17 protein-coding genes are annotated in these 16,188 nt (G+C 61.6%); all 17 read left to right on the top strand.

The genetic code is table 11. The annotated features are described in order from the left end of the window. The first annotated feature begins 12 nt into the window (after positions 1-12). The 17 genes from BG457_RS09545 to BG457_RS09625 all read left to right on the top strand — a co-directional run bounded on the left by BG457_RS09545 (position 13) and on the right by BG457_RS09625 (position 16,187). A complete protein-coding gene (locus BG457_RS09545; RefSeq protein WP_071796923.1) occupies positions 13-621 on the top strand; it encodes an NADH-quinone oxidoreductase subunit C in 609 nt (202 codons plus the stop codon). Then, a complete protein-coding gene (locus BG457_RS09550; RefSeq protein WP_071796924.1) occupies positions 621-1,838 on the top strand; it encodes an NADH-quinone oxidoreductase subunit D in 1,218 nt (405 codons plus the stop codon). The genes BG457_RS09545 and BG457_RS09550 overlap by 1 nt, the downstream gene beginning before the upstream one ends. Beyond that, a complete protein-coding gene (locus tag BG457_RS09555) occupies positions 1,838-2,962 on the top strand; it encodes an NADH-quinone oxidoreductase subunit E (protein WP_071796925.1) in 1,125 nt (374 codons plus the stop codon). Before BG457_RS09550 ends, BG457_RS09555 begins: the two co-directional genes overlap by 1 nt. Before the next feature lie 16 nt (positions 2,963-2,978). Further along, the gene (locus BG457_RS09560) at positions 2,979-3,206 is read left to right on the top strand and encodes a DUF5337 family protein (RefSeq protein WP_071796926.1); all 228 of its coding nucleotides are present in this window, start codon (positions 2,979-2,981) and stop codon (positions 3,204-3,206) included. 21 nt (positions 3,207-3,227) lie between these two features. Next, the gene (gene nuoF, locus BG457_RS09565; RefSeq protein ID WP_071796927.1) at positions 3,228-4,526 is read left to right on the top strand and encodes an NADH-quinone oxidoreductase subunit NuoF; all 1,299 of its coding nucleotides are present in this window, start codon (positions 3,228-3,230) and stop codon (positions 4,524-4,526) included. Between the two features lie 3 nt (positions 4,527-4,529). Beyond that, the gene (locus BG457_RS09570; RefSeq protein WP_071796928.1) at positions 4,530-5,024 is read left to right on the top strand and encodes a DUF3291 domain-containing protein; all 495 of its coding nucleotides are present in this window, start codon (positions 4,530-4,532) and stop codon (positions 5,022-5,024) included. Between the two features lie 4 nt (positions 5,025-5,028). Next, a complete protein-coding gene (locus BG457_RS09575; RefSeq protein WP_071796929.1) occupies positions 5,029-5,454 on the top strand; it encodes a DUF5333 domain-containing protein in 426 nt (141 codons plus the stop codon). A 3-nt stretch (positions 5,455-5,457) separates the two neighbouring features. Continuing rightward, positions 5,458-7,476 carry an NADH-quinone oxidoreductase subunit NuoG gene (gene nuoG, locus BG457_RS09580; protein ID WP_071796930.1) on the top strand — a complete coding sequence of 673 codons (2,019 nt, stop codon included), beginning with the start codon at positions 5,458-5,460 and terminating at the stop codon, positions 7,474-7,476. A 7-nt stretch (positions 7,477-7,483) separates the two neighbouring features. Beyond that, complete coding sequence (locus BG457_RS09585; protein ID WP_071796931.1) at positions 7,484-7,897, top strand: hypothetical protein; 414 nt, start codon at positions 7,484-7,486, stop codon at positions 7,895-7,897. Between the two features lie 15 nt (positions 7,898-7,912). Then, complete coding sequence (nuoH, locus tag BG457_RS09590; RefSeq protein WP_071796932.1) at positions 7,913-8,950, top strand: NADH-quinone oxidoreductase subunit NuoH; 1,038 nt, start codon at positions 7,913-7,915, stop codon at positions 8,948-8,950. 1 nt (position 8,951) lies between these two features. Beyond that, entirely contained in the window at positions 8,952-9,443 is a 492-nt protein-coding gene (gene nuoI, locus BG457_RS09595; protein ID WP_071796933.1) for an NADH-quinone oxidoreductase subunit NuoI, read from the top strand. 56 nt (positions 9,444-9,499) lie between these two features. Continuing rightward, positions 9,500-10,117, top strand: a complete 618-nt coding sequence (locus tag BG457_RS09600; protein ID WP_071796934.1) for an NADH-quinone oxidoreductase subunit J — start codon at positions 9,500-9,502, stop codon at positions 10,115-10,117. 67 nt (positions 10,118-10,184) lie between these two features. Continuing rightward, positions 10,185-10,490, top strand: a complete 306-nt coding sequence (nuoK, locus tag BG457_RS09605; RefSeq protein WP_071796935.1) for an NADH-quinone oxidoreductase subunit NuoK — start codon at positions 10,185-10,187, stop codon at positions 10,488-10,490. A 4-nt stretch (positions 10,491-10,494) separates the two neighbouring features. Next, positions 10,495-12,459, top strand: coding sequence for an NADH-quinone oxidoreductase subunit L (gene nuoL, locus BG457_RS09610; RefSeq protein WP_071797081.1), 1,965 nt, complete (start codon positions 10,495-10,497; stop codon positions 12,457-12,459). Further along, the gene (locus tag BG457_RS09615) at positions 12,459-14,000 is read left to right on the top strand and encodes an NADH-quinone oxidoreductase subunit M (protein WP_071796936.1); all 1,542 of its coding nucleotides are present in this window, start codon (positions 12,459-12,461) and stop codon (positions 13,998-14,000) included. Before nuoL ends, BG457_RS09615 begins: the two co-directional genes overlap by 1 nt. Before the next feature lie 11 nt (positions 14,001-14,011). After that, positions 14,012-15,451: an NADH-quinone oxidoreductase subunit NuoN gene (nuoN, locus tag BG457_RS09620; RefSeq protein WP_071796937.1), complete on the top strand. Its 1,440-nt coding sequence runs from the start codon at positions 14,012-14,014 to the stop codon at positions 15,449-15,451. Further along, positions 15,435-16,187 carry a biotin--[acetyl-CoA-carboxylase] ligase gene (locus BG457_RS09625; RefSeq protein WP_139257659.1) on the top strand — a complete coding sequence of 251 codons (753 nt, stop codon included), beginning with the start codon at positions 15,435-15,437 and terminating at the stop codon, positions 16,185-16,187. Before nuoN ends, BG457_RS09625 begins: the two co-directional genes overlap by 17 nt. The last annotated feature ends 1 nt before the right edge of the window (position 16,188 follow it).

Raw genomic sequence — 16,188 nt, forward strand, 5'->3', positions numbered from 1 at the left:
AGGGGGCGCGTCATGTCCGAGGCTATGAACGAAATCGCGGCGCTGCTGGAAATGCGCATGGGCGATGCGGTGGTCAGTCACAAACTGGCTTTTGGCGAATTGACCGTGACCACGACCCCCACGCATCTGGTGAAGCTGATCCGCCATCTGCAGATTGATGAAAGCATGCGTTTCTCGACGCTGGTGGATATCACCGGGGTTGATTATCCGGGACGGCGCAAGCGGTTCGAAGTGGTCTATCACTTCCTGTCGATGTATCTGAACCAGCGTATCCGGGTGAAACTGGCGGTGGGCGAGGATGAGATCATCCCTTCGATCACGCAGGTGCATCCTTCGGCCAACTGGTTCGAGCGCGAAGTCTTCGACATGTTCGGCATCCTGTTTTCGGGCCATCCCGACCTGCGCCGCATCTTGACGGATTACGGTTTCAGGGGCCATCCGCTGCGCAAGGATTTCCCGACCACCGGCTATACCGAAGTGCGCTATGACGAGGCGCTGAAGCGGGTGGTCTATGAGCCGGTCAACCTGGTGCAGGAATATCGCCAGTTCGATTTCATGTCGCCCTGGGAAGGGGCCGAATATATCCTGCCGGGTGACGAGAAAACGGAGGCCGCGAAATGATGGACGGCGCTATCAGAGCGGACGCGCAGACGGCGGAGCAGAAGATCCGCAATTTCAACATTAACTTCGGCCCGCAACACCCTGCGGCACATGGGGTTTTGCGGCTGGTTCTGGAGTTGGACGGCGAAATCGTCGAGCGCTGCGACCCGCATATCGGCCTGCTGCATCGCGGCACCGAAAAGCTGATGGAAAGCCGCACCTATCTGCAGAACCTGCCCTATTTCGACCGGCTGGACTATGTGGCGCCGATGAATCAGGAACATGCCTGGTGTCTGGCCATCGAAAAGCTGACCCGTGTCGAGGTGCCGCGTCGGGCCTCGCTGATCCGGGTTTTGTATTCGGAAATCGGCCGTGTGCTGAACCATCTCTTGAACGTGACCACCGGCGCGATGGATGTGGGCGCGCTGACCCCGCCGCTCTGGGGGTTTGAAGAGCGCGAAAAGCTGATGATTTTCTACGAGCGCGCCTGCGGGGCGCGTCTGCACGCGGCCTATTTCCGCCCCGGCGGGGTGCATCAGGATCTGCCGCCCGCGCTTCTGGACGATATCGAAGCCTGGGCGCAGCATTTCCCCAATGTGCTGGATGATATCGACGGGCTGCTGACCGAGAACCGCATTTTCAAACAGCGCACCGTGGATATCGGTGTGGTCAGCGAGCAGGAGGCGCTTGACTGGGGCTTCTCGGGGCCGATGGTCCGCGCCTCTGGTATGGCCTGGGATTTGCGCCGCGCGCAGCCCTATGAATGCTATGACGAGTTCGAATTCAAAGTGCCCATCGGCAAGAATGGCGATTGCTATGACCGCTATCTGGTGCGCATGGCCGAGATGCGGGAAAGCACGAAGATCATCCTGCAAGCCATTGAAAAACTTCGCGCTCCTGAGGGGCAGGGCGATATCCTCGCGCGCGGCAAGATCACGCCGCCGCCGCGCGGCGAGATGAAAACCTCGATGGAAGCGCTGATCCATCACTTCAAGCTCTATACCGAAGGCTTCCATGTGCCCGAGGGCGAGGTCTATGCCGCTGTCGAGGCGCCCAAGGGCGAGTTCGGCGTCTATCTGGTGGCCGACGGGACCAACAGACCTTACCGCGCCAAGCTGCGTGCGCCGGGATACCCGCATCTGCAGGCCATGGATCACCTCGCCAAAGGGCATCAACTGGCCGATGTGGCCGCCATCATCGCCACGCTTGATGTGGTGTTCGGAGAGATTGACCGCTAATGCTACGCCGTCTGCACCCCGACCAACCCGGTTCCTTCGCCTTCACCCCCGCCAATCTGGCCTGGGCAGAAGCTCAGATCACCAAATACCCCGAAGGGCGTCAGGCTTCGGCCATCATCCCGCTGTTGTGGCGCGCGCAGGAGCAGGAAGGCTGGCTGACCCGCGCGGCGATCGAGCATGTCGCGGAAATGCTGGGCATGGCCTATATCCGGGCGCTGGAAGTGGCGACATTCTACTTCATGTTCCAGCTGCAACCTGTTGGGTCTGTGGCAAATATCCAGATTTGCGGCACGACAAGCTGCTTGATCTGCGGGGCAGAGGATCTGATCGGGGTCTGTAAAGAGAAGATCTCGCCCAAGCCGCATACATTGTCGGCGGATGGCAAGTTCACCTGGGAAGAGGTCGAATGCCTGGGCGCCTGTGCCAATGCGCCCATGGCCCAGATCGGCAAGGATTATTACGAGGATCTGACCGCCGAGAGTTTTGCCAAGCTTCTTGACGAGATGGCGGCGGGCAAGGTGCCGGTGCCGGGGCCGCAGAATGGCCGTTTTGCCTCGGAACCGCTGGGCGGGCCAACCACGCTGAAAGACTATACCGGCGAGGCGCAGAACGGCTCGGTCGCGCTGGCCACCCGGATCGGCGATACGCTCAAGCGCATTGACGGCACCGAAGTGCCGCTGATCGCGCCCTGGCAGGGCGTGCCGGTACCCAAGGGGGTGCCCTCGGCCGAGGTCAAGGATCATGAGCCGAAGCCCGCGGCGAGAGTGCCGGTTGACCGGACCGGGGTGTCCAAGCAGGAAGCGCAGGAAACACCGACCGCCAAGCCCGAAGCAGTGGCCAAAGGAGCAGAGGATACCGGCATCAAGCCCGAAATGCTGGGCGAAGCGCGCGGGCAGGCGGATGATCTGAAGAAGCTCAAGGGCGTGGGTCCGAAGCTTGAGGCACTGCTGAACAGCATGGGCGTGTTCCATTTCTGGCAGATTGCCGGTTGGGGTGCGGAAGAAGTCGCCTGGGTTGACGAGAATCTTGAGGGTTTCAAGGGCCGTGTCAGCCGCGATGACTGGGTGGCGCAGGCCAGAGTTCTTGCCGATGGTGGCGAGACCGAGTTTTCCAAACGGCAATAGGACAGGACGCCTGTGAATGACCAAGCCCTCGCCCAAGGACATGGCCCTCGCACAGCAAGCCCGGCTTGCTGCGGTGGTTATGTGTGGCGCGATTGTGGGCTGGGTCGTCCTTGGCTGGATCGGGCGCGAATATGGCTGGGATCCGCGCTACGCATTCCTGATAGATTTCGCAGCGCTGGCGGCTTTTGCCTTTGCGCTGATCGTGACATTTCGCGTCTGGCGCGCGCGGCAGAACCGGCGCTAGGGGCAAGGAGAGGGCAGGCATATGCTTAAGGATCAGGATCGCATCTTCACCAATCTCTACGGGATGCATGACCGTTCGCTGAAGGGCGCGATTGCGCGCGGGCATTGGGACGGGACGAAGAACATCCTTGCGAAGGGGCGTGACTGGATCATCGACGAGATGAAGCAATCGGGTCTGCGCGGGCGCGGCGGTGCGGGCTTTCCCACGGGCCTGAAATGGTCCTTCATGCCCAAGGAAAGCGACGGGCGTCCGGCCTATCTGGTGGTGAATGCCGACGAATCCGAGCCGGGCACCTGCAAGGACCGCGAGATCATGCGCCATGATCCGCACACGCTGATCGAGGGCTGCCTGATCGCCAGCTTCGCGATGAATGCCCATGCCTGCTATATCTACATTCGCGGCGAATATATCCGCGAGAAGGAAGCGCTGCAAAACGCGATTGACGAGGCCTATGAAGCCGGGCTGGTGGGCAAGAATGCCTGCGGCTCGGGCTGGGATTTCGACCTCTATCTGCATCACGGCGCGGGCGCCTATATCTGCGGCGAGGAAACCGCGCTGCTGGAGAGCCTTGAGGGCCGCAAGGGCATGCCGCGCATGAAGCCGCCTTTCCCGGCGGGGGCGGGGCTTTATGGCTGTCCGACCACCGTGAACAATGTCGAGTCGATTGCTGTTGTGCCGACGATCCTGCGGCGCGGGGGCGCGTGGTTCGCGGGTTTCGGACGTCCGAATAATGCGGGCACCAAGCTGTTTGCGGTCTCGGGCCATGTGAACCACCCCTGCGTCGTCGAAGAGGCCATGTCGATCAGTTTCGAGGAGTTGATCGAGAAGCATTGCGGTGGCATCCGGGGCGGCTGGGACAATCTGCTGGCAGTGATCCCCGGCGGCAGTTCGGTGCCCTGTGTGCGCGGCGAGAAGATGCGCGATGCGATCATGGATTTCGACTATCTGCGCGGCGAGCTGGGCTCTGGCCTTGGCACGGCGGCGGTGATCGTGATGGATAAATCCACCGATATCGTCAAAGCCATCTGGCGGCTGTCGAAATTCTACAAGCATGAAAGCTGCGGCCAGTGCACGCCCTGTCGCGAAGGCACGGGCTGGATGATGCGCGTCATGGACCGTCTGGTGCGCGGCGAGGCGGAACTGGAAGAAATCGACATGCTCTGGGACGTGACCAAGCAGGTCGAGGGCCACACGATCTGCGCGCTTGGCGATGCGGCGGCCTGGCCGGTGCAGGGTCTGATCCGGAATTTCCGCGGCGAGATCGAGGACCGCATCAAGGCCCAGAAAGCCGGGCGCGTGTCGAAAGTGGCGGCGGAATAAGCAATGAGTGAGCAACGCCACCTTGCGCAACTGAATATCGGGCGGCTGGTCGCGCCAACCGATGATCCGCGCGTGGCTGAATTCATGGCAGCGCTGGACCGTGTGAACGGGATCGGCAAGCGAAGCCCCGGATTCGTGTGGATGATGGAAGGCTCGGGCGAACCGGGCCGGGGGAACACTGAAACTTGCATTGCAGGTGATCCGCAACTCGTGTCCAACCTGACGGTCTGGACCGATGTGGCGTCGCTGGAAGCCTTTGTCTGGAACACGGTGCACCGGCAATTCTACGCGCGCCGGGCAGAGTGGTTTCAGGTACTTGGCGCACAGCATTTCGTCATGTGGTGGGTCGCAGCGGGGCATCGTCCGACACTGGACGAGGGCCTTGCGCGGCTTGAGCACATGAAAACACATGGGGCCAGTGAACATGCCTTTGGCTGGGACTGGCTGGCCGAGGCGCAACTTTGGAAACAACGGTCCTGTGCCGTTGCCGCGGAGTAAGCCTATGAAAACCCCGATCCTCGCTTTTGCCCTTGCCGCCCTTGTCAATGCGGGCGCTGCCGCTGCCACCACGCAGGCCGAAGTCAATGAGACCCTGCGCAACACGCCTGCCATCTATAACGGGCTGTTCACGGCGGCGCTGATCAAGCATGTCACCGATACCTGCCCTGCGGTCTCGCCTCCGGGGCGGATCACACGGGTCAATTATTTCCTGGGTCTTTATAATCAGGCGCGGCGGCTGGGCTATAGCCGGGCGCAGATCGAGGGTTTTGTCGAGGACAAGGCCGAACAGGCGCGGATGCGCGGGATCGTCGAATCCCATCTGCGCCGCGCCGGGGTGGACCCGAAGAATGAAGCGGCGGTCTGTGCCTATGCACGCGCCGAGATCGCCGGGGGCACAGCCCTTGGTCGCCAGTTGCGGGAGAGATAACGCATGTCCCAGTTGCGCAAGGTCATCATCGACGGCAAGGAGCTTGAGGTTCCGGCAGAGATGACGCTCATTCAGGCGGCAGAGGAAGCCGGGATCGAGATCCCGCGTTTCTGCTACCATGAGCGGCTGTCGATTGCCGGGAATTGCCGGATGTGTCTGGTCGAGGTGGTGGGCGGCCCGCCCAAGCCTGCGGCCTCTTGCGCGATGCAGGTGCGCGACCTGCGCCCCGGCCCGAATGGCGAGCCGCCTGTGGTCCGGACCAACTCGCCCATGGTCAAGAAGGCGCGCGAGGGGGTGATGGAGTTCCTGCTCATCAACCACCCGCTGGATTGCCCGATCTGCGATCAGGGCGGCGAATGCGACCTGCAGGATCAGGCGATGGCTTACGGCGTCGATTTCTCGCGCTATCGCGAGCCGAAGCGCGCGTCCGAGGATCTGCAGCTCGGGCCGCTTGTGGAAACCCATATGACGCGCTGCATTTCCTGCACGCGCTGCGTGCGGTTCACGACCGAGGTGGCGGGGGTCAGCGTCATGGGCCAGACCGGTCGGGGCGAGGATGCCGAGATCACCACCTATCTGGGTGCGCTGATCGACTCCGAGATGGTCGGCAATATCGTCGATCTGTGCCCGGTGGGGGCGCTGGTGTCGAAACCCTATAGCTTCACCGCGCGGCCCTGGGAGCTGACCAAGACCGAAACCATTGATGTGATGGATGCGCTGGGGTCGAATATCCGGGTCGATACCAAGGGGCGCGAGGTCATGCGCATCCTGCCGCGCAACCATGACGGCGTGAACGAGGAATGGCTGTCGGACAAGTCGCGCTATGTCTGGGACGGGTTGCGCCGCCAGCGCCTCGACACGCCCTATATCCGCGAGAATGGGAAGCTGCGCCCTGCAAACTGGGGTGAGGCGCTGTCGGCGGCGGCGGCTGCGATGAAGGGTAAGAAAGTCGCGGGTCTGGTGGGCGATCTGGTCTCGACCGAGGCGGCCTATGCATTGAGGCTGCTGGTTGAAGGGCAGGGCGGCACAGTTGAATGCCGCACCGATGGCGCGCATCTGCCAGCGGGCAATCGGTCGGGCTATGTGGGCACTGCCCTGATCGAGGATATCGACACGGCGGATAAGGTTCTGCTGATCGGCACCAACCCGCGTCTGGAAGCGCCGGTGCTGAATGCGCGCATCCGCAAGGCCTGGATGGGTGGCGCCGATGTGGTGCTGCTGGGCGAAGCGGCGGATCTGACCTATGAATACGAGCATATGGGCACCGACCGCGCGGCGCTGGAGCATGTGGCGGGTCTGGATATGTCCGAACTTGCCGACAAGAATTGCGTCGTGATTGTGGGGCAGGGTGCCTTGCGCGAGGCGGATGGTGCCGCCGTGCTGGCCATGGTGCAGGCGATTGTCGAGAAATCCGGCGCGAAACTGCTGGTCCTGCATACGGCAGCGGCCCGCGTCGGTGCGATGGATGCAGGCTGCACGACCGAGGGCGGGCTCAAGGCGGCGGTCGAGGGCGCCGAGGTGATCTATAACCTTGGCGCGGATGAGATCGATATCGCAGCGGGCGCTTTCGTGATCTATCAGGGCAGCCATGGCGACCGCGGCGCGCATCGGGCTGACATCATCCTGCCGGGGGCGGCCTATACCGAGGAACCGGGGCTGTTCGTCAATACCGAGGGCCGCCCCCAGCTTGCCTTCCGCGCGGGCTTTGCGCCGGGCGAGGCCAAGGAAAACTGGGCGATCCTGCGTGCGCTTTCGGCGGAACTGGGCGCAACACTGCCCTTCGACACGCTGCCTGCGCTGCGCCAGCATCTGACAGCGGCCGTGCCGCATCTGGCCGATATTGATGTGGTGGCGGAAAACGCCTGGCAACCGCTGGCGCAAGCGCCGCTGGGCAAGGCCGATTTCCGCAATGCGATAGGCGATTTCTACCTGACCAACCCGATTGCGCGGGCGTCGAGCCTGATGGCGGAACTTTCGCGCATGGCGAAAGAGCGTCAGGCAGCCCCCCTGGCGGCGGAGTAAACCGGATATGCTGCACGCCCTTCTCGCAACTGCCCTGCTCGCTGCGCTTTGCAGCGGGTTGATGGCTTGTGCGAGGGACGATGCGGCGCGCGCGGTGCTGTCACCGCCGGACGGGGCCGAGTATCTGGGCGTCGATACATTGCTGATCGACGACACCACTGTCGCCTTTCTGGTGCGGATGCGTGGCGCGCGTGACAGGGCCGATGTCGTGGCCTATGCGCGTTGTGCTGCAGCGCAATATGCGCTAATCCGCGGCTACAGTTTCGCGCAGCATGTGCGCACCAACGTCTCGCGCTCGGGCGATGTCTGGTCTGCGGATGGCGGTTTCGTCATTTCGCCCGACCTGCCGCAAGGGTTGCGCAACATGGACGCCGAAGTGATCGTGGATGATTGCCGGGAACAAGGCATCCCCACGGTGTGAGGAATTGAGGGACGAATGAACGAGTTTCTGCAAACCGGATTGGGCATCGCCACGCTGATTGCCGCGCAATCGCTTCTGGTGATCGGCTTCGTGATGATCAGCCTGATCTTTCTGGTCTATGCCGACCGCAAGATCTGGGCCGCCGTGCAGATGCGGCGCGGCCCCAATGTGGTGGGGCCCTGGGGCCTGCTGCAGACCTTCGCCGATGCGCTGAAATTCGTTGTCAAGGAAGTGGTGATCCCGGCGGGGGTGGACCGTCCGGTCTATTTTCTGGCACCCCTTCTGAGCTTCGTTCTGGCGGTGCTGGCCTGGGCGGTGATCCCGTTCAATGATGGCTGGGTGCTCGCGGATATCAATGTCGCGATCCTGTTCGTCTTCGCCATTGCCAGCCTAGAGGTTTACGGCGTGATCATGGGCGGCTGGGCGTCGAACTCGAAATACGCCTTCCTTGGCAGCTTGCGCTCTGCCGCGCAGATGATCAGCTATGAGGTCAGCCTGGGGCTGATCATCATCGGTGTGATCATTTCGACCGGCAGCATGAATTTTGGCGCGATCGTGCATGCGCAGGATACCGGCTGGGGCCTTCTGGGCTGGTACTGGCTGCCGCATCTGCCGATGGTGCTTCTGTTCTTCGTTTCGGCGCTGGCCGAGACCAACCGCCCGCCTTTCGATCTGCCGGAAGCGGAATCCGAACTCGTGGCAGGGTTCATGGTCGAATATGGCTCGACGCCCTATCTGCTGTTCATGGCGGGCGAATATATCGCGATCTTCCTGATGTGCGCGCTGATGTCGCTCTTGTTCTTCGGGGGCTGGCTCTCGCCCATTCCGGGGCTACCCGACGGGTTCCACTGGATGTTCCTGAAGATGGCCTTCTTCTTCTTCCTCTTCGCCATGGTGAAGGCCATTGTCCCGCGCTACCGCTATGACCAATTGATGCGCATTGGTTGGAAAGTCTTCCTGCCGGTAAGCCTGGGCTGGGTCGTGCTGATCGCATTCCTTGCAAAATTCGAAGTCGCGGGTGGTTTCTGGGCCCGCTGGGCGATTGGAGGCTGAGATGGGATTTGATTGGGGACGTGCCGTCAAATACACGCTGATGGTCGATTTCATCAAAGGCTTCGGGCTGGGGATGAAATATTTCGTGGCGCCCAAGCCCACGGTGAATTATCCGCATGAGAAAGGGCCGCTGTCGCCGCGCTTTCGCGGCGAGCATGCGCTGCGCCGTTATCCCAATGGCGAGGAACGCTGCATTGCCTGCAAGCTCTGCGAAGCGATCTGCCCGGCGCAGGCCATCACGATTGACGCCGAACCGCGCGAGGATGGCAGCCGCCGGACCACGCGCTATGACATCGACATGACCAAATGCATCTATTGCGGTTTCTGTCAGGAAGCCTGCCCGGTGGATGCGATTGTCGAAGGGCCGAATTTCGAATTCGCGACCGAAACGCGCGAGGAGCTTTTCTACGACAAGAATCGTCTGCTGGCCAATGGCGAGCGTTGGGAAGCGCAGATTGCGCGCAATCTCGAAATCGACGCGCCCTATCGCTGAACTGAGACGACCAAGGGCCGTAAGCGCCCGCCACTGACAAAAGGAACCCGAGGGACATGGGGATCGCCGATATCACATTCTACGCTTTCGCGGTGACGCTTCTGGGCGCGGGCTTTCTGGTCACGATTGCCCGTAACCCGGTGCATTCGGTCCTCTGGCTGATCCTGAGTTTCATTTCTGCCGCAGGCATGTTCGTGCTTCTGGGCGCCGAGTTTATGGCGATGCTGCTGCTCATCGTCTATGTCGGCGCGGTCGCGGTGCTGTTCTTGTTCGTGGTGATGATGCTGGATGTGGATTTCGCGGCGCTGAAGGGGGAGGTCGCGCGCTATTTCCCGCTGGCCAGTATCGTGGGGATCGTCCTCTTGATGCAGATGGCGCTGCTTTTCGGCTCCTGGCAGGAATCGCAGAACGCGCAGGCGCTGCGGCAGGCGCCGACGCCCGATGCCGCGGAGATTCACAACACCAAAGCGCTGGGGCTGATCCTTTACGACCAGTATTTTCTGCTGTTTCAGGTCGCGGGCCTGATTCTGCTGGTGGCGATGATCGGGGCCATCGTGCTGACGCTGCGCCACCGCAAGGACGTGAAGCGCCAGAATGTCGTGGCGCAGATGCATCGCGACCCGGCCAAGACACTGGAGCTGAAAGATATCAAGCCGGGGCAGGGGCTGGGCTGAGGCCCGCTGCCAGACGGAGCAAACGGGCAGCATAAGCCCTGACACATACCGAAACGAGGGAACCGGCATGGTTGGACTTGAACATTACCTGACAGTGGCGGCAGCCCTGTTCGTCATCGGGATTTTCGGGATTTTCCTGAACCGCAAGAATATCATCGTGATCCTGATGTCCATCGAACTGATGCTCTTGTCGGTCAATATCAATCTGGTGGCCTTTTCCAGCTTCCTGAACGATCTGGTGGGGCAGGTCTTCACCATGTTCGTGCTGACCGTGGCCGCCGCCGAGGCCGCGATCGGTCTGGCGATCCTTGTCTGCTTCTTCCGCAATCGGGGCACGATTGACGTTGAAGATGTCAATGTGATGAAAGGCTGAGATGATGGCAGTCACCGTTCTTCTGGCCCCTCTGCTGGGCGCGATCATCGCAGGGCTGTTCTGGCGCGTGATTGGCGAGAAGCCCGCGCAGATCGTGGCGACCGCGCTGCTGTTCCTGTCGGCCTTTCTGTCCTGGGTGATCTTTCTGACGCATGACGGCAGTGTGAGCCAGATCACGCTGCTGCGCTGGATCGACAGCGGCACGCTGGTCGGCGATTGGGCGATCCGGCTCGACCGGCTGACCGCTGTCATGCTGATCGTGATCACGACCGTCTCGGCGCTCGTGCATCTCTACAGCTTCGGCTATATGGCGCATGACGATAACTTCCATGAGAATGAAAGCTATCGCCCGCGTTTCTTTGCCTATCTGTCGCTGTTTACCTTCGCCATGCTGATGCTGGTGACGGCCGATAACCTCGTGCAGCTTTTCTTCGGCTGGGAGGGCGTGGGTCTGGCCTCTTACCTGCTGATCGGCTTCTATTTCCGCAAGCAATCGGCGGGCGCTGCGGCGATGAAGGCGTTTATCGTCAACCGTGTCGGCGATATGGGGCTGATCCTTGCGCTGATGGCGATCTATTTCCTGGTCGACTCGATCCAGTATGATGATCTCTTTGCCGCTGCTCCCATGCTGGCCGAGACGACTGTCAGCTTCCTCTGGACCGACTGGAATGCCGCGAACCTGATTGCGTTTTTGCTGTTTGTGGGCGCGATGGGCAAATCGGCGCAGCTTTTCCTGCACACATGGTTGCCGGATGCGATGGAAGGCCCGACGCCGGTTTCGGCCCTGATCCACGCGGCCACCATGGTCACGGCGGGGGTGTTCCTGGTCGCACGCATGTCGCCCCTGATGGAATACACGCCCGAGGTGCTGGCATTCGTGGTCTTCATCGGGGCGATGACCGCGCTGTTTGCCGCGACTGTGGGTCTGGTGCAGAACGATATCAAGCGCGTGATCGCCTATTCGACCTGTTCGCAGCTTGGCTTCATGTTCGTTGCCGCAGGCGTCGGTGTCTATTCCGTCGCCATGTTCCACCTGCTGACGCATGCCTTCTTCAAGGCGATGCTGTTTCTTGGCGCGGGCTCGGTCATTCATGGCATGCATCATGAACAGGACATGCGCAATTATGGCGGGCTGAAGGACAAGCTGCCGATGACCTTCTGGGCGATGCTGATCGGCACGCTGGCGATTACCGGTGTGGGTATTCCGCTGACGATGATCGGCTTTGCAGGGTTTGTCTCCAAGGATGCGATCATTGAATCGGTCTTTGCCTCGGGCACGACCTATGCTTTCGCGATCCTTGTCTTTGCGGCGGGTCTGACCAGCTTCTATAGCTGGCGGTTGATGTTCCTGACCTTCTGGGGCACGCCGCGCGGAGACAAGCACACGCATGAGCATGCGCATGAAAGCCCGATGACCATGCTGGTCCCGCTGGCAGTGCTGGCCGTGGGGTCGGTGCTGGCGGGGATGCTGTTCTATGGGCCGTTCTTCGGCTCCACCGGTCAGGTACGCGACTATTTCGGCGCGGCGATCTTCATGGGCGAAGGCAACAATCTGATCTCTGAGGCGCATTATGTGCCCGCATGGGTCAAGGTCTCGCCCTTCTTTGCCATGCTGGTCGGGCTGGGCGTGTCATGGCTCTTCTATATCCGCGACACGTCGCTGCCCCGGCGTCTGGCCGAGACCTTCCCCGGTGCCTATCAGTTCCTGCTGAACAAATGGTATTTCGACGAGATCTACGAGTTCCTCTTCGTGCGTCCGGCCAAGGCGATCGGGTATTTCCTGTGGAAGAAAGGCGACGGTGCCACGATTGACGGCGGCATCAACGGCTTGGCCATGGGGATCATTCCCTTCTTCACCAGGCTCGCGGGCCGCGTCCAGTCGGGCTTTGTCTATCACTACGCTTTCGCAATGGTTCTGGGGATTGTCGTGATCGTCACCTATGTCACGCTTGCCGGAGGGTCGCACTGATGCTGAACCTTCTGTCGATCATTACCTTCACCCCGGCCATTGCCGCAGCGATCCTTGCGATCTTCCTGCGCGGCGAGGATGAAGCCTCGCAGATGAATGCGAAATGGGTGGCGCTGGTGGCGACACTGGCCACTTTCGCGGCCTCGCTGATCCTGCTTGTCGGGTTCGACCCGCAGGATACCGGCTTTCAGTTCGTCGAGGAACATGACTGGATCATGGGCTTCACCTACAAGATGGGGGTGGATGGCATCTCGATCCTGTTCGTGATGCTGACGACCGCGCTGATGCCGATCACGATCGGCGCCTGCTGGAACGTGACGCATCGCGTCAAGGATTACATGATCGCCTTCCTGCTCTTGGAAACCCTGATGATCGGGGTGTTCACGGCGCTGGATCTGGTGCTGTTTTACCTGTTCTTCGAGGCGGGTCTGATTCCGATGTTCCTTATCATCGGGATCTGGGGCGGCAAGGACCGGATTTACGCGGCGTTCAAGTTCTTCCTCTACACCTTCCTCGGTTCGGTGCTGATGCTGGTCGCCATGATCGCGATGTATGTCGATGCGGGCACGACCGATATTCCGACCCTGCTGACGCATCAGTTCGACGCGGGCACCTTCAGCCTGATGGGCTGGCAGGTCGTGGGCGGCATGCAGACGCTGTTGTGGCTGGCCTTCTTCGCGTCTTTCGCGGTGAAAATGCCGATGTGGCCGGTCCATACCTGGCTGCCCGACGCCCATGTTCAGGCCCCCACGGCGGGCTCGGTCATTCTGGCAGCGGTGCTCTTGAAGATGGGGGGCTATGGCTTCCTGCGCTTCTCGCTGCCGATGTTCCCGGTGGCATCCGACATCTTCGCGCCGCTGGTGCTGTGGCTCTCGGCTATCGCCATTGTCTATACCAGCCTCGTCGCCCTCATGCAGGAGGATATGAAGAAGCTGATCGCCTATTCCTCGGTCGCGCATATGGGGTTCGTGACGATGGGGATTTTCGCGGCCAACCAGCAGGGTCTGGACGGGGCGATCTTCCAGATGATCAGCCATGGTTTCATCTCGGGCGCGCTCTTTCTGGCGGTCGGTGTCATCTACGACCGGATGCATACCCGCGAGATCGCGGCCTATGGCGGCTTGATCAACCGGATGCCGGTCTATGCGGCGGTGTTCCTGCTCTTTACCATGGCCAATGTCGGCCTGCCCGGCACCTCGGGCTTCGTGGGCGAGTTCCTGACCTTCCTTGGCGTATTTCAGGTCAATACCTGGGTGGCCTTCTTCGCTGCGACCGGGGTGATTCTGTCGGCGGGCTATGCGCTCTGGCTCTTCCGCCGCGTGGTGATGGGGGAACTCATCAAGGAAGCGCTCAAGTCGATCAAGGATATGGACCGCCGCGAGAAGCTTCTGATCGCGCCGCTTGCGGTGATGACGCTGCTGCTTGGTGTCTATCCTGCGCTCGTTACTGATATCATTGGCCCCTCGGTCACCGCATTGGTGCAGGGGCATGAGCTGGCGTTGCAGGCCCATGAGGCCGCATCCCAACTGGCACAGAACTGAAAGGTCCCGCGATGATCGGAGCTGATCTTTACACGGCCCTGCCCGAGATTGTCCTGGCGCTCTTTGCCATGGCCGCGCTCATGGTGGGGGTCTATGGCGGCAAGGACAAGCTGGCCGAGCCGATCCTCTGGGCCACGGCGGCGCTGATGGTGCTGCTCGCGCTGGTCGTGGGGTCCAGAGGGCTGGAGGAGCAGACCGCCTTCAACGGCATGTATCTGGCCGATGCTTTCGCGCATTTCTCGAAACTGGTCATTCTGATCTCTGCCGCCGTGGTGCTGGTCATGGGGCAGGGCTATATGGCCGCGCGGGGGCTCTTGAAATTCGAGTATCCGATCCTGATCGCGCTCTCGGTCGTCGGCATGATGCTGATGGTGTCGAGCGGTGATCTGATCGCGCTCTATATGGGTCTCGAACTGCAGTCGCTGGCGCTCTATGTCGTCGCCACCATGAACCGCGACTCGGCGCGGTCCACCGAAGCGGGCCTGAAATATTTCATCCTTGGTGCGCTGGCCTCGGGCCTGCTGCTTTATGGCGCGTCGCTGACCTATGGCTATGCCGGAACGACGCTCTTTGCGGGCATCGTCTCGACCATCTCGGAAGAGGGCATGTCGGTGGGGCTGATGATGGGGCTGGCCTTCATGCTGGCGGGTCTCGCCTTCAAGGTCTCGGCCGTGCCCTTCCATATGTGGACGCCGGATGTCTATGAGGGCGCGCCGACCCCGGTCACGGCCTTCTTCGCCACGGCGCCCAAGGTTGCGGCCATGGCGCTGATCGCGCGCGTGGTGCATGAAGCCTTTGGCACGGTGCCGGGCGACTGGTCGCAGATCATCGCGCTTCTGGCGGTCGCGTCGATGTTCCTGGGCGGGATCGCGGCGATCGGCCAGCGCAATATCAAGCGCCTGATGGCCTATTCCTCGATCACGCATATGGGGTTTGCGCTGGTGGGGCTGGCGGCAGGCACGGCGCAGGGCGTGCAGGGGATGCTGGTCTATATGGCGATCTATGTCACCATGAATATCGGTGTCTTTGCCTTCATCCTGATGATGGAGCGCGACGGCAAGGCCGTGGTCGATATCGACAGTCTGCACCAGTATTCCAAAGCCGAGCCATTGCGTGCGCTGGCGCTTCTGATCCTGATGTTCTCGCTTGCCGGTGTGCCGCCGCTGGTGGGCTTCTTCGGCAAGTTCTATGTGCTCTGGGCTGCAGTCGAGGCCGGGATGGCATGGCTTGCGGTTGCAGGGGTGATCGCCTCGGTAATCAGCGCCTTCTACTATCTGCGCATCGTCTATTACATGTATTTCGGTGCCGATACCGACCCGCTGGATCAGGTGCGCGCGCCGGTGCAATCGACGCTGCTGGTCGCCTCTGCGGCGATCATGGTGCTGGGGGTGGTGAACCTGTTCGGTATCGAAGGTATCGCCGGACTGGCAGCAAGTGCCCTTGTCAAGTAACTGGCCCGCAGGTGTCGGGCGGGTGATCCTGCCCGAGATTGACAGCACCAATGCCGAAGCGGCGCGGATTGCGCCCGGCCTGAGCGGCCCGACCTGGATCCTCGCTCTGCGCCAGACGCAGGGGCGGGGGCGGCGCGGGCGCGATTGGCGCGACCCGGAAGGGAATTTCGCGGCGAGCTATGTCACGCGCCCAGGTGGCGCGCCCGATCAGGTCGCGCTGCGATCCTTTGTCGCCGCGCTTGCGCTGCATGACGCCCTGATCACTGTCACAGGCCGCGCTGAGGCTTTCGCGCTGAAATGGCCCAATGATGTGCTGCTGAATGGCGGTAAGCTTGCGGGCATCCTGCTTGAAAGCGTGGGCCATGGGGCGCAGGTCGGGCATCTTGTGATCGGGATCGGGGTCAATCTGCGCATGAGCCCGGAGCCTGAGCCCGGCGCGGTGCCGCCGGTCAGTCTGATGGGCGAGACCGGCACCAGCATCACGCCCGAAGAGTTCCTTGATCTGCTTGCGCCTGCCTATGCGCGCTGGGAAGATCAGTTCGTGACCTATGGTTTCGCGCCGATCCGCCGGGCCTGGCTTGACCGGGCCGCGCGACTTGGGCAGGTGATCGCGGCGCGCACTGTGACCGAGAGCCATACCGGCACTTTTGAGGGTATCGACGCCAGTGGCGCGCTGCTGTTGCGCGACGCGCGCGGGCTGCGTGCGATCCCGGCGGCAGATGTCTATTTCGCGTGAA

The organism is Natronohydrobacter thiooxidans (genome assembly GCF_001884735.1).
Classification (GTDB): domain Bacteria; phylum Pseudomonadota; class Alphaproteobacteria; order Rhodobacterales; family Rhodobacteraceae; genus Roseinatronobacter; species Roseinatronobacter thiooxidans_A.